This window comes from Moorena sp. SIOASIH (assembly GCF_010671925.1).
GTDB lineage: Bacteria > Cyanobacteriota > Cyanobacteriia > Cyanobacteriales > Coleofasciculaceae > Moorena.
In genome coordinates this window covers 606,360-621,158 of record NZ_JAAHIH010000004.1, presented here as the reverse complement: position 1 = coordinate 621,158, position 14,799 = coordinate 606,360, and the positions used below count along the sequence as shown (strand labels likewise).

Here is a 14,799-nt window from a genome sequence, read left to right as displayed (position 1 = left end):
TAAACAGGAGATACGATGGCAGAGGATAAAATCAATGATTATCAAAATATTAAAGATATCCCAACCTTTATGAAGGAAGTCGATAATACCTATAGCATTACTGAAGAATTGCCCATCAACTTATCTGACAATCATCCATTATCTGATATGTGGGCAAAATCAATTACTGTTACGGAAGGTACATCACCGGATCCTTGTTATACTGCTACTGGATCAATTAATGATCAGTTTCCTTTCAATTTTGCCGAGGATTTTCCCTTTGATAGTAAAGATTTTAGTTTTCTAACCAACCAAGACGTTGCTCCTGAACTGGCAATGAAGTTGAAGATTGATGTCTTCCAACCTATACCGGAACCTGAAGATAGGAGGGGGATTAAAGTTACCGTATTTTCGGTACCCCAATCCGATGATTATCCCAATGGAGTTATTGTTAAAAAAGGCTTAACCTTCGTGGACGAAAATGGAAATACTGTAACTGATGATAATCTTTCAACAACAAAGATTCCAGAAGAATCAGTGGTGCCAACGGAAGCAGACGTTAAGCTCGATCAATTATAGCCTTTGTATCTCGGTTGTAAACACACGAATTGCTGAAAGAGGCAAGAGGCAAGAGGCAAGAGTAACCCACCCCTAACCCCTCCCAGGAGGGGAAAGCAAGAGGCAAGAGTAACCCACCCCTAACCCCTCCCAGGAGGGGAAAGCAAGAGGCAATATGAGAAAGATATCCGGAGTTTTATTGCCCAATAAAAAAATAAATTTTAGGTTTACTTTTTATTGGATATATGATATATAATAAAAAGCGAAATGTCTAATTTAATTGTTGTAAATTGATAGTTGTTGAAACTAACTATTTTTGAATAAGGAGCAAAAAAATGTCAGATACTGAAACTCAAACTACTGATGAAACTCAAACTACTGAAACTAAAACTAAAGTATTTTTTGGTGTTTCTCTAGAACTGGCTGGGAAGACAATTTCCTTAGACCCTAAAAATGATATTAATGAAATTAAAGAAAAGGGAATTGAAGTTGAACTTCCGGCAGGGGAGAGAGTATATTTAGGTACAGTGGGTACTTCTTTCAATACTATTTTACAAACACTAGGAGCAGTTGATGAAGACAAAAGGGCTTCCTTTCTGAATGAGGATGGCACGCTCAACACCGAGGAATTACCAGATATTACCGTCTTACAGAATGCTGCTAATCTCCTTGTAGAAGCTGGTTTATATGTGGATGAATTTCATGTCAGAATTCCAGGTTCTACTGCCAATCAAACTGTGACTGATCAAACTACTAGTGAGGAGACAACAGTAGTAAAAAAAGATAAAACAGCATATACCGTTGGACTATCAGCAGAATGGCAAGATGATGCAGGTCAATTAATTGATGGATTAGACCTCAAATTAAGGGGGATCTATTTCAAAATCAGTAATGAAGAATAGCGATAAGCTATCAGTTATCAGCTATCAGCTATCAGCTAATGCTTCACAGCGTCGAAGCCTGTGCCACTTGGCTTTTAAATAAAATAAGCTGAGGGCTGTTCGCGTAGCGTGAGCTTTTAGCTCACGGCTGACGGCTGTTCGCGTAGCGTGAGCTTTTAGCTCACGGCTGACGGCTGACCACTGACCACTGACCGCTGATTTACGATAATTCCATTTTTGCCTAGTAATATTTTTGAATCGAGCCATGACTGCAATAGTGCAAAGAACAACCAGTGTTAGCTTTGGTATGATCTCCGAGCTAACCGTTGCTGGTGAAACTGTCAATTTGATCCTGGAGAAAATTGAAGACCGCAACGTAACGGTTTATCAGGGCGGTATGATTGCTGGACAGCGACTTTATGTCGTGGCGCTTTTGGAAGAATTAATTCCAGAATTAGATGCACCAGACTCGATTCAGAACTTAGCCATTACTAAAATGGCGGTGGAATTGCGACCAGATAAAGGGGCATTTTCCTTTGAGGCTGCTATTGAAAATGCCTGGTCGATTACCCTCGATTCGGGGCCAACCTTATCGATCAAACAGCTTGCTCTGTCAGTGTCATCGGTCAAATCTTCTGGCTCAACCAATGGCACTCAACAGAATACGGCAGAATCCCTCTCCCAGCAGCGAAAACTGTCATTTGAGGGGCTGTTTGAGTTATTTGGGGGCGAATTTGCGGTTAAGGTCGCCCATCAATTTTCGTCACAGAGTGGCATAATTGCCAGTCAGTGGGCATTTTCTGCCACTGCTGAAAATATCAGCATTACCGAAGTTATCAAAGCTTTTGGATTTTCCCAGGATAAACTCGATGAGTATGGGTTGCGGGATTTAGTAGTTTCCCTGGCATTTGCGCTACAACAAACCCGCTATCAAGACAATAGTACCCAAATCGTCGAATCCCGCTATACCTTCACCGGATCCATGGATTGGGATACTGGCATTGCCTTAGTGCCAGGGGAAGAAACCCTGCAAATCCAAGCAGCGATTGAAATTTCCAAAACCTCCAGTAATAGATCCGGGGGAACCTCTACGACCCTAAAAGGCGCGATCGCAGGAACGGTCAAAGCCTCGATTCCCTTTTTCGATACCTTACAACTCTCGGTTATCTATACCTTTAGCCAAACCAGTAGCACCTCTAGCTCTGGTCGTTCATCCCAAGCCCTGGCAAATCGTACCGGTGAGTTAATTTTCCAACTCCAAATCAGTACCCTGTTGTTGAGCGCAGTCTACACCGATATCAATAATCGTAAACTGTTGCGGTTTAGCGTTAGTTTGGTCAGTGGAAAGAATCCCACCATTGGTGACCTGATTGCCTATATTGTCAGCGTCTATGACTCCAGCATTATTGACTTTGAACTCGATCCACCCTGGGATGAATTTGCTAAAGAAGAGATAGCGCTAGATAAGTTTAGTCTGGAGATAGACCTAACCGATAAATCCATCACCATTTCCTACAAGGCTACCTTGAATGTCTTGATTGCTAAGGTATCCAATGTGGGGCTGTCTTACCAGTTTGGGACTAAGTCATCTCAGGTTAGTACCCAACAAAATAATGCCAGAACAGCATCCAATAAGAAAATAGCGATCGCAGTAGACTTAAGTATTCCTGGAGAACCCAAAAAGCGAGTTCAGTGGGACCCAGTCAATGAAAATCCCCCACAAGTGCCCAGCACTAAAGCCCCGATCTTCGAGCTGAAGTTCCTGGCTTTGGGACAACGGGTTGCCTTTGCACCAGAAATTGTGCAGCAAGCTCGTACTATTGAGCAATTCACCACGGTGATGCGCCAAACCTTGGTACCCCTTCCCCCTATTAAACGGCGGCAAAATCCCCTCACAGCTCTGCAACAGTCCTTACCCTCAGCCGTCAGTTCTGACCCCACTCAACCAATTCAATTTTCAGGTCAGCCAATACAGTTTAGTGCAGAGAGTGGGTGGTTAATTGGTGCCCAATTTGTGATTTTGGGTTCCATTGAGATCAGTGTAATTTTCAACGATCCCTTTATCTATGGGCTGCGCATTAGCTTGTCGGGACCCCCGGTACAGAGTTTTGCTGGATTTGAATTTGAAATCCTCTATCGCCGCATTAGTGACACTGTCGGGGTCTATCGCAGTGAGCTGGTTTTACCGGACACCATGCGGTATATCGACTTTGGTGCTGTTCATATTACCCTGCCAGTGGTTGCCATTGAAATCTATACCAATGGGGACTTTGGTATCGATGTGGGCTTCCCTTGGGGTGGTGACTTTTCGAGATCCATTGCCGTTAATGTCGGCATCTTTTTAGGGTTAGGGGGCTTCTATTTCAATAAACTTAGTGCAGAAACAGCCACCAGTGTTCCCGACATTGTTAGTGGCACCTTTGACCCGGTATTGGAATTTGGCATTGGCTTACAGGTCGGGTTGGGGAAAATTATCAATAAAGGTCCTCTGCGCGCCGAATTCAGCATTACCATCCATGGGATTTTGCAAGGGGTGTTTGCTACCTATAATCCCACCGATACTAATGAGAAAAAGGCCACCTATTACCGGATTCAGGGTGGTGTAGCCATTGTTGGTCGCATCTATGGTGTCGTGGACTTTAAGGTCATTAAGGTTGATATAGAAGTCCTGGTTAAAGCTGCGGTGCTGTTTGTGGTGGAGGTATACAAAGCGATTCAGGTGGCTCTGGTGGCTACGGTTTCTGTCAAAGCATCGGTCAAGATTGGCTTTGTCCGGATCAGATTTAAGTTTAAATTAACCGTGCGGGAGCAATTTGTCCTCGGTTCAGATAGCACACCACCCTGGCAACTCGCTCCTGACTCTGGGGGAGCCATAGCTCCCCCAGAGCCAGTATTTACTGCCCGTGCTCAAACCGTGCGTCCCCCTCGAATGCAGAAAAATGCTAGGGCTAATCGCTCCTTTGCTTTTGCTAAAGCCCAGACCATTAGTAGCACAGGAACAGTTACAAATGCTACTACTACAAATGTCACTACTGAAACATCTGGTGGACGGTCATTGCGATGGGATGATGGCACAACGGGAATTAAGCTAGCACTGCCCGGAAACGTGGGCACGGAAACTATTGGAGAAGGCGACAAGCTTCGCCTCGATATTTATTTTCAACCGTCCTTTACTAAGACCGAAACAGGGGTAAGTGGTATCGGGTTATTGTTTATGGAAAACTCGATTCCCTTAGATGATGATGATACTTCTACCAATGCTAATAATGATACGGACTTTGATGAGTTAGTTAAAGCCCTATTCAAATGGGTGATTTATGCCTACTTATCAGATAGTGAGCGTAATGCTTTAACTATCGACCCAAGTGCTGTTAATGTTGATGATCAAGTCTTAACCTTGGAATTGTTAGAAGATGTTTATACCCTATTCGTTAACTACTTAGACGAAGAACCGGCGGATGAGTTTTGGGAACCCCTGATTCGATTCTTGTCTACCAATTTTATCTTTGATATCACCGACCGCCCCATCAATCAGACAGATACAAATAATACAGATACAAATAATACAGATACAAATAATACAGATACAAATAATACAGATACAAATGAGACAGAAGCAACGGAAATTAGTGGTACCCTTTTCCCGATGTTTCCTCAACTTCAGATGGAACTCAAGGATGGTGCTGATACTGTTATCAATACCGTTTATTTTGATAGTCCGAAATATGATCGCGATCAAATTAATGCGATTCAAACTTATTTTCAATCCTCCAACTATAACCATAACCAGAGCACAGAAGAAGTGCTGGGACAAATACCGACCAACGATGCATCCGCAGATGCAGAGTTAGCGATCGCTGAACTTTTATTTATTGACTACTTCACCTTAATTATTCGCTCTGCGGTGCAGCTTGGGATCGATTATGTCAGAGATCAAGATCAAAATGATGAGGAGTTTGATGAAAATGGCCAGATTACCCTAGGCAATTTATTAAATAATTTAGGTGAGTCGTTCGAATCCTTAGCGGGAATGACCTCACGATTCTTGTTGCATGGATTGCGAATGCCCATCCTTACAGATAGCACTACAACTATTAATGGACAACAAGCTGCTTATCTTGCTACAGGACAACAATTTACTGTTACAGTTACGCGCACTGCTCCCACAACAGACGGGGATAGTGAGACGGTAACGATTAGCCCCAATGAAATCCGGTTATTTAAACTGGATACTTTGACTTGGATTCGACTAATTGATGATCAAAGTCAGACCAGTGATAGTCAAACTAGTCAGACCAGTGATAGTCAAACTAGTCAGACCACTGACAGTCAAACTAGTCAGACCAGTGACAGTCAAACTAGTCAGACCAGTGATAGTCAAACTAGTCAGACCAGTGACAGTCAAACTAGTCAGACCAGTGACAGTCAAACTAGTCAGACCAGTGACAGTCAAACTAGTCAGACCAGTGACAGTCAAACTAGTCAGACCAGTGACAGTCAAACTAGTCAGAACAGTGATAGTCAAACGTTAACCTCTGAACTCAATTATCCTTTCCCGGATAGTGATCCTCCCTACAACACCATTACGCTTATTAAGCAGCTTGATGAGGCAGCAACCAGTGGAATTTTGCCCACAACTCCTCCAACACTGCTGGAGTTTTACAATCCCACTAACCAGCAATACACTATTCGCCAAAAAACTTACTGGAATGAATCTATCAATGCAGCAAATAGTGACAATTTGCTGTGGGAACTTCCTTCCGGGTTATGTGATTATCTCAAGTCTAAGTCTGATGAGACAAGCTTTAATCTTTTATACAACTTAACCCTTTTATACAATCAGCAGCAAGTTCAAGATGGGGAAACGTTAGATACTGCGGAGATTGAAGCGGGATATACTTGGGCAACTAAATTAACCTTGGAAATCCGCCAAGTCTCCACCTCAGATGGGAGCGGATTTTTGCCCACGGTATACGCTATTGAAAGGATTGAAACCGCTAGTCGGCAATTGCTGCAAGATATTCTGACAGCAAACGTAACTCCTACAACCTTGACCTTGTTGTATTTGGATGACAGTGGTGACTCGAAAGTTCTGACCCGTGATGGCAGTGCTGAAGTCTTGATGCTGAAGACGAATTTATCCCTAGATTCTGGGGATAACCGTACGGTGACACTAAAGACAGATGACGATATAAATGATGCAACTTTCCTACCATTCCTAACACTGGTACAGGAAAGCACTGTTGTAAATAGTGAAGGCTATTACCTCAAGTATAGCTATACACAAAACAATGAGCAAAAGGGCTTACCAGATTCTCTGTTTGCTGATGGGGACACGGCTCAGGTCACTCTGTTAATGACCTTTAGCAGCACTCCCGCTAGGTATAACAACTGCCTTAATATTCCGTCTGGTCATTCCCAGAACAGTACACCCGATGGTGTCAGCGAAATTTTTGCCACCAGTAGTGAAACAACTAATGTGTTGAAGATTCCGGCGGGAAATCTTGGTTTTAGACTGACCCGTGACTCCATTGAACCTGTAGAAAATGATACTGCTACCGATGAGATTCAAAACCTCTATCAGCTTTTAAGTTATCAGGTGCCCAGTACAGCAGCTGACTTTAAAACCGAGCAAGACCGTCTACCGATCGGACCGATTGAAGAGGATGAGGATAATACAAAATGGGTCTATGAAAAAGTCTTGCCGGTTTATGCCTTAAGCACCGCCGCCAACACAGCATCCCAAGCATTACCGGAAATTCTCAAGGATACCCTCAATCCCTATTACGGCATTGGAGATACCTTTACGTTGGATTTTCGCTGGCAAGATATCTATGGCAATCGTTTAGGAAGTGATGGGGACTTTGCAGAAGGTATTAGCCAAAAATTAGGGTATTTCGACCCGATTTTCGGAATCAATCAATGGCCCTCGGTGGGTGAAAGCTATCAGATCACCAGCAAGGATGAGAAGACCGCTAATTTGATTCTGGAGTTGGTGTTAGACCAATCTAAATATATTCCCACTCCTGGGAATCTTTTCACTGAGGTACTGGATCAGATTAAAACTGACCGCGCCACCTATCAACAAATTTACTATCAGGTTCATGACTCCAACTTGACGTTTAGGGTGAGTACATCGGTGATTCCCAGCGGTGACCAGGAGTTGACTGATAGCCAGCGTGCCGCCTTCACTGGCTTTGTGGATAATGTTTATAAGTATTTGGTCACCTTGGAATATCTGCAGCAATTTACCTATACAGTTGCTGGTAACAGTGAAAACCTGGAATCCGTTGCTAATCAGTATGGCTGTGATATTGGAGATTTAGGGGATAGTAATAGTGCAGTCAGTGGTATTTTCACCAGTGGTCAAAATATTCAGATTCCTGTAGGTATTCGGGTTGAGCCAACCAACAGCTTAAATGCGATCGCAACTAAGCTCAACAAAGATTACGGAACTGAAAGTGCAAAAGTTGAGGAAATTGTCACTAAATATGCAAAAACGGCGGATTTATTAGCGGTTGGTGGGATTATTTCTTACACTAATACCGCTGGTAATTTCGTACGCTATACCGTTCAAGATGGGGATACCTTCGAGTCAATTGCGATCGCACAACTCGCCCTAGAGGAAGACCAGCTGATCGAAACCCTGCTACAAACCATTGCTCAAGGGTTAGATACGACCCAAACTTTAACCAATGGTGTCCTGATCAAGGGTCTAGAATCATCCCACGTCAACAATTACGTTACCCTAAACGCCACCCTAGAAGAAATTGCCTATGGGGTATTGCAGCTGGAAAATGCTGACCTGGATCTGGAGTTTGACCAGATCCTGACTGACCGGATCAATGAGATTATTGCAGAGAATGAATCGACGGTATTGCTGGCAGGGGTTACGGTTTCAGCCTTGGGTAGCACAACCCAGGATGCCGAGACGTTGGGCAATCTTCGAGACCGTCTGTTAGCAGCATCCCAGGATGTGGTTGAGGCCATTCGTGGTCTGGAAATTTTCCCCACGGACACAACATTAACGGTCACGGTGACCAAGAATGATGAAGCAACACCAACTCCGTTTAATGTAGAGATCAAGATAATTACTGAAAAGACCTGGAGTGCGATCGCTACGGCATTCCCCAATACCTCTAGGATAGAAACTGTTGAAACGGTGATTCTTGCCAATGCCCAACGCCAGGATTTACTGGTGGCAGGTTCCACAATCACAATGGCCGATAGTAGCCTTGATTACACCATCCAGCCTCAGGATAGTCTATATCATATTGCCCTTAACCAGTTTGTTGCCACTACTGATGTTCGCGCCATCGATGTGCTGAAATCCAGCATTGTTGCTGAAGTGGTTGCCCTGGAGTATACCATTACTGAGGCAATTGTGCCCGAACGGAACACCCTTGCTTACCTAACTCAGCAGCTTCATCTACAAACCAACCTTCATCGCACGGTGTTGGAAACGGTACAAGGGGTGGGCAATATCAGTGATATTTTGACTGAGTCTACGATCAATAGTCAATTAGCTGTGGTTGCTGCTGCTGTCAGCGAGATGACTGGGTTATTTGGTACGGAGGATGTAATCCTGGCTGACGTGCTGTTGAACTACACTGTCACCAGTGGGGATAGCTTTGAGCAAATGATTGCTATTGCTGCTGCCGATGATAGTCAAATTATTACCGATCAAACCACAGAAGGGGATATTGCTGCTGCCGATGATAGTCAAATTATTACCGATCAAACCACAGCAGGGGATATTGCTCTTCAAAATCCCACTTTAGCCTTAGAGTCCGGGGCAACTCTCTACATTCCGGATCGCTTTACCCTGGATACCTCTTCTGCACAGAACCCTGACTATCTAGCAGTGGTACAATCCACAGATCAAACCACATCCCTGAGTACCTTAACCAGTACCATGGGAACGGAAATTACCCCAGCAGCCGTAGCGGTGGCTAACCAAACCCTGGCAGGACTCTTGAGTGCCAATGCTGAAATCGATGTCCGTCCGGTTTTGGCATCCCTGACTAAGATTAGTTACAACAGTGACGATACGGTAAATAGCGACTTAAAACGGTTAGCGGCTTTCATCAGTCAAACTATCGAGACCGGAACTGAGGAAACCTTCTACAGTATCGATAGTCAAACTATCGAGACCGGAACCGATGAAACCTTCTACACTCTCACCTCTCGATGGGCGCTAACCCTGGTTAACTTCAAAAATAATATTGTAGGCGACGCCAGTCAAACCCAGCAAAGCATTGGGAATAATATTGTAGGCGACGCCAGTCAAACCCAGCAAAGCATTGGGGCTGTGAATGCTATTTATGAGCAACTGGAGAACTTGGAAGGGGCAAATCGCATTGCGTTACGGGCCTTACTTGATCCCAATGATAGTGAATCTTCTTTGAGTATCTTGAAAGCAACACTGCTGGATGCTCAAGGAAACCTTAAATCCCAATTCGAGCCATCAACGGTTTATACTCAACCTGAAACCTTGAATGTGCCGAATGCGATCGCTAATATCGAAACTGCCCATGGTCAAACCGATGATCAGGTATTGATCGACACCTTACAGACATCATTGGACATTATTCATCGCATGTATGACTTCAGTTGTCTGAAAACAGCGGTGGATCTGTTAGAAAAGCGTACGCAACGCCCCCTAACTGTGGCAGAAGTAGCAGAGGCGCTCCAAAATGAATCGGATCTGATTGAGGCCAATCAAAATTGGATTGTTCCCCCAGCAGTAGCTAGCACAACGGTTGATCTCACCTTCCGGGATAACAATAATAGTCTTCTGTATCCAACGGATTTACTTTTCCCGGTCACCGTACAGCTGGAAATGCGACGCAACGAGGATTTGATGCATTCCGACGATGTGTCTGAAGCTGAGGTAGTATCAGCCTATTTTGCCCCCAAAACCGTTGTGCTGACCAGCTCCTCAGATGATGAAAATGCTGAGTTTAGTGAACGCCTGGCCTCCCTTGACCCCTTTGCCAAGGCATTTGAGCAAGCACTACCTAACTTAAAGCTAGCAGTGGGGAGGGATGCTGGGAATATTGATAATGCTAATCCTCAAAACAGTGATACCCTGTGGGCAGTTCATCTGGGGGATACCGGGATTAGTTACGATATCAAAGAGGATTTCCCCTACTTCTTTTCCGCTGCGCCTTTGAGCAATACCTTAATGTCAGGGGAAGTAAACCTTTACAGCTACACCCAAGATGGTGGACTTGACCAAACCTCAACAGAAACCGTGCGAGTGGATGCGGTAGACCTGAATGGTTTAGCCCGTAACTATTTACGTGCTATTGAAGATATCCTGAAACCGGAAACAGCTATCCCTGCAGTGAATGATAGCACTTTAAAGGATGAGATTGGGCGGATTTTAGATGTCAAAGCAAGTTTGGCCGATTCGATTAGTAAAAATGTGACCCATGTATTGGAGACTTCTGTGGATACAACTTCCGAAGAGTATACTACTCGCCAAACCTTAGCGGTGGAAGCACTCCAATCCGAAGAGTATACTACTCGCCAAACCTTAGCGGTGGAAGCACTCCAAAAGGAATTGCTGACAAATTTAGCGGATGCTTACGACATTGAAACCATTGTTCAATATAACGTGGATGTCGCGATCGCTGATCGCTATCAATGGTCTGATCAAGATATTCCTCGTTTATCTGGGCAACCAGTGATAAACGGGGCTTATTACACCAATCCTGAAAGTACACCCAACTCCACTAGTTCTGACGCAGAAAAGCAAGCTCTGCTTCAATCGATAGATTTCACCTTATCTCCAGCTAAAATTGAACTGAGCGATGCCAACAATGGTAAGTCTACGCTAACCTTTTTCTTTAATACCCAAACTCCTCAGCGTTACGAAGATATTGCGGTTAATCTGAACTATCAGGTTAATGAGTTGGAATACAAGATTAATACTACTAATTCCACCTCCTCTTGGCTCAATTTTATTCAACCTCTCAACGATGAGCCTAATCAAATTGGAGATGTTCAAATTCCCATTCCTTTGCGAGATTTTCCCCTTCCTCCTTCTCTGATTTCCCATACAGCAATTCCTGACCCCGACAGCTTTGCTGGTGAGATTCTCAGTGCTGAGGATATTCGAGACTGGAATTATGTTTTCCTCTATGAACATCCCGATGTGGCTCAAGATACCATTGAATGCCGGATTGAATACAATGGTTCCTCTAAATTAACCATTAATGATGTCTCTTTGAAGGAACCCGAAGAAAATCAAGACGTAGAAGCAGTTTTCACTATTACCTTATCTCCTCCCTCTGACAATACTGTTACGGTTGATTATCAAACCCAGGATGGCACTGCGAAAGCACCAGGAGATTACACGGCAACGAGCGGAAGTCTAGAATTTGATCCAGGTGAAACCACCAAAGAAATTCGGGTGCCAGTCAACAGCGATGATTGTTTTGAAAATAATGAAACCTTTACCCTTGTGCTGAGTAATGCAGTTAATGCAGACATTGCGGACCCAGTGGGTGTTGGCACAATTATCGATACGACCAATACTATTGATCCACTGTTGGATACCCTGGTGCGGTTTAACAATCTATATCCAACCCTAGCCAGTGATCTCAAAGCTTTGGAAACCGGGTTAACCTCTGACAACGAGACTACGGTTACTTCTGCCCTCAGTGCCTTTGCGACTCTAGCAGAAGACGTGGCTAGGTCATGGCAAATTTGGCAACCGATAGCGATCGCACAGGCATCTCGCGAGACAGTTCACTACAACATTGATGAAAACCTATCCGCTGACCAAGAAACCAAAACAGTTATCATCACTCCCACTAACAATATTCCCGTTACTGATAAAACCGTTACTGATCAACCCGTTCCTGATCAACAAATCTTAGATATTGAGTTACCAGGGTATGAGTTAAATGAGACCAGGCAAAACGATTTCACCACTAACTCCCTCACAGTACCTTATACAACAATTGAGTATGATTTCACCAAATTGCTTGATGCAACTGGGGTAGAAACCTTTGGGGAGTCGGCATTACCAGACCGTAAGGTGACTGTAACTAATTTGGATGTGTTGGACTATCAAAATGCCTGGGGTGCTATCCGTCTCGCCCGCAATAAAAATTTGATTGATGGCCGGGAAACCAATGCTGCTTTCATCTTCCAGACTCCTGAAGTCCGGTTTAAGAATCGGATTACTCCTCTAATAGTTAATGATAAGCGTTGGGATATTGCAGACCTGGGCGATTCCAGAAGTAAAGCCTTGGATAAGCATCTCGAAGAGTTATTCAAAGTCTTGCTACCAGCTATCATTAACCGTCCTTATGATATTCGGATTAGCTGTCAGTATGCCTTTGCTTTAGCTAGCAATACTAGCGCCACTGGTAATGAAGAAGAACTATTAGCTTCCTTACCTGTTTTACTAACTCCTCGATTTACGGTTCAAAAGTCTGGGGATTCCACTATGTTACAAGTGACTCAACAGCTGCGAACAAATATTGTCGATGAAATTGACTATTGGCAGGAACAGAAAAACCCCAATAAAACCAGGGGACGATATCTATTTAGTTTTAGTTTCTTTTCCAATCCAGAAAATGTGAGTACTACAGAGAATCCTAATTTGCCTTTGTTAACGGTGGAAAACTTGAATCTTTTGCTGACAGATATTAGTTAAGAATAGTAAGCTATCAGCGGTCAGCGGTCAGCGGTCAGCGGTCAGCTATTCACACAGCTAAGAATTTTTATAGGGATAAAAACTATACGAAGGGATTGTTTGACCGGACTATACAACAATGTTAAGATTACTCTGGTGTTAATACTAAACATTTAAAAACTAAAAGGTGAATAACATGACAACCTGGGTAAGGCGTATAAGTACAATTATTTGTACTATAACCCTAGCCTTTACTTTAATGGCTAAACCAGCTCAAGCTTATTCCGATATAGCCCTGGTACGACAAGCTCCAGGTTGGGGTAGTATACCTGTGGCTTCTTCCAATGGTGATGGCAGCTTTACTGTTACTAATGCCGGAATTAGCAACTTTATTGATAAGTGGGCACCCACAGGTGGAGTTAAGGTGATAACTGGTGACTTTAACGGCAATGGTCGCACCGATATCGCCCTGGTACGACAAGCTCCAGGTTGGGGTAGTATACCTGTGGCTTTTTCCGAAGGTGATGGTAGCTTTACTGTTACCAATGCCGGAATTAGCAACTTTATTGATAAGTGGGCACCCACAGGTGGAGTTAAGGTGATAACTGGTGACTTTAACGCCGATGGTCGCACCGATATCGCCCTGGTACGACAAGCTCCAGGTTGGGGTAGTATACCTGTGGCTTTTTCCAATGGTGATGGCAGCTTTAATGTTACCAATGCCGGAATTACCAACTTTATTGATAAGTGGGCACCCACAGGTGGAGTTAAGGTTTTAACTGGCGACTTTAACGGGGATAGTCGCACCGATATCGCCCTGGTACGACAAGCTCCAGGTTGGGGTAGTATACCTGTGGCTTTTTCCAATGGTGATGGCAGCTTTAATGTTACCAATGCCGGAATTACCAACTTTATTGATAAGTGGGCACCCACAGGTGGAGTTAAGGTGATAACTGGTGACTTTAACGGTAATGGTCGCACCGATATCGCCCTGGTACGACAAGCTCCAGGTTGGGGTAGTATACCTGTGGCTTTTTCCAATGGTGATGGCAGCTTTACTGTTACCAATGCCGGAATTAGCAACTTTATTGATCAGTGGGCACCCACAGGTGGAGTTAAAGTGATAACTGGTGACTTTAACGGCAATGGTCGCACCGATATCGCCCTGGTACGACAAGCTCCAGGTTGGGGTAGTATACCTGTGGCTTTTTCCAATGGTGATGGCAGCTTTACTGTTACCAATGCCGGAATTAGCAACTTTATTGATCAGTGGGCACCAGCAGGTGGAGTTAAGGTGATAACTGGCAACTTTAACTGCGATGGTCGCACCGATATCGCCCTGGTACGACAAGCTCCAGGTTGGGGTAGTATACCTGTGGCTTTTTCCAATGGTGATGGCAGCTTTACTGTTACCAATGCCGGAATTAGCAACTTTATTGATCAGTGGGCACCAGCAGGTGGAGTTAAGGTGATAACTGCTGACTTTGGTGTTCGTTAATTGCAGTACATTATCAAGCATTGGTAATGCACCTGAGTTGTGATGGCGTTGGTCTCCCACTCCAGCAACTCCAAGATTGTTGTAGCGGTTAGCGATGACCCGAATCTACCGCCAGGAGTAGCCAGTCACCTCGGCTACTTCTGGCGGTCGTTTTACTTTTGGCCATTAACCAGAGTATAATGTCTTTCCCAGAGTGGAATAAGACCTATCGTTCGACGGAGTTGTTTGCG

At 44.1% G+C, this 14,799-nt stretch carries 5 protein-coding genes; 4 read left to right on the top strand and 1 reads right to left on the bottom strand.

The window, feature by feature from the left end:
* The first annotated feature begins 15 nt into the window (after window positions 1-15).
* Complete coding sequence (locus F6J90_RS24020) at window positions 16-558, top strand: hypothetical protein (RefSeq protein WP_293099209.1); 543 nt, start codon at window positions 16-18, stop codon at window positions 556-558.
* A 314-nt stretch (window positions 559-872) separates the two neighbouring features.
* Entirely contained in the window at window positions 873-1,439 is a 567-nt protein-coding gene (locus F6J90_RS24015; protein WP_293099207.1) for a hypothetical protein, read from the top strand.
* A 24-nt stretch (window positions 1,440-1,463) separates the two neighbouring features.
* Here F6J90_RS24015 and F6J90_RS24010 read toward each other — a convergent pair whose 3' ends face one another.
* Complete coding sequence (locus F6J90_RS24010) at window positions 1,464-1,685, bottom strand: hypothetical protein (protein ID WP_293099204.1); 222 nt, start codon at window positions 1,683-1,685, stop codon at window positions 1,464-1,466.
* Here F6J90_RS24010 and F6J90_RS24005 point away from each other — a divergent pair.
* Together F6J90_RS24005 and F6J90_RS24000 are read left to right on the top strand one after the other, a co-directional pair.
* Entirely contained in the window at window positions 1,684-13,092 is an 11,409-nt protein-coding gene (locus F6J90_RS24005; protein WP_293099201.1) for a Calx-beta domain-containing protein, read from the top strand. The two genes, F6J90_RS24010 and F6J90_RS24005, sit on opposite strands and share 2 nt — an antisense overlap.
* A gap of 175 nt (window positions 13,093-13,267) precedes the next feature.
* Window positions 13,268-14,569, top strand: a complete 1,302-nt coding sequence (locus tag F6J90_RS24000; RefSeq protein WP_293099198.1) for a VCBS repeat-containing protein — start codon at window positions 13,268-13,270, stop codon at window positions 14,567-14,569.
* Window positions 14,570-14,799: the final 230 nt, after the last annotated feature.

Coding starts and splice junctions, on each gene's coding strand:
- F6J90_RS24020 (WP_293099209.1), top strand. CDS start 16: ATGGCAGAGGATAAAATCAATGATTATCAAAATATTAAAGATATCCCA.
- F6J90_RS24015 (WP_293099207.1), top strand. CDS start 873: ATGTCAGATACTGAAACTCAAACTACTGATGAAACTCAAACTACTGAA.
- F6J90_RS24005 (WP_293099201.1), top strand. CDS start 1,684: ATGACTGCAATAGTGCAAAGAACAACCAGTGTTAGCTTTGGTATGATC.
- F6J90_RS24010 (WP_293099204.1), bottom strand. CDS start 1,685: ATGGCTCGATTCAAAAATATTACTAGGCAAAAATGGAATTATCGTAAA.
- F6J90_RS24000 (WP_293099198.1), top strand. CDS start 13,268: ATGACAACCTGGGTAAGGCGTATAAGTACAATTATTTGTACTATAACC.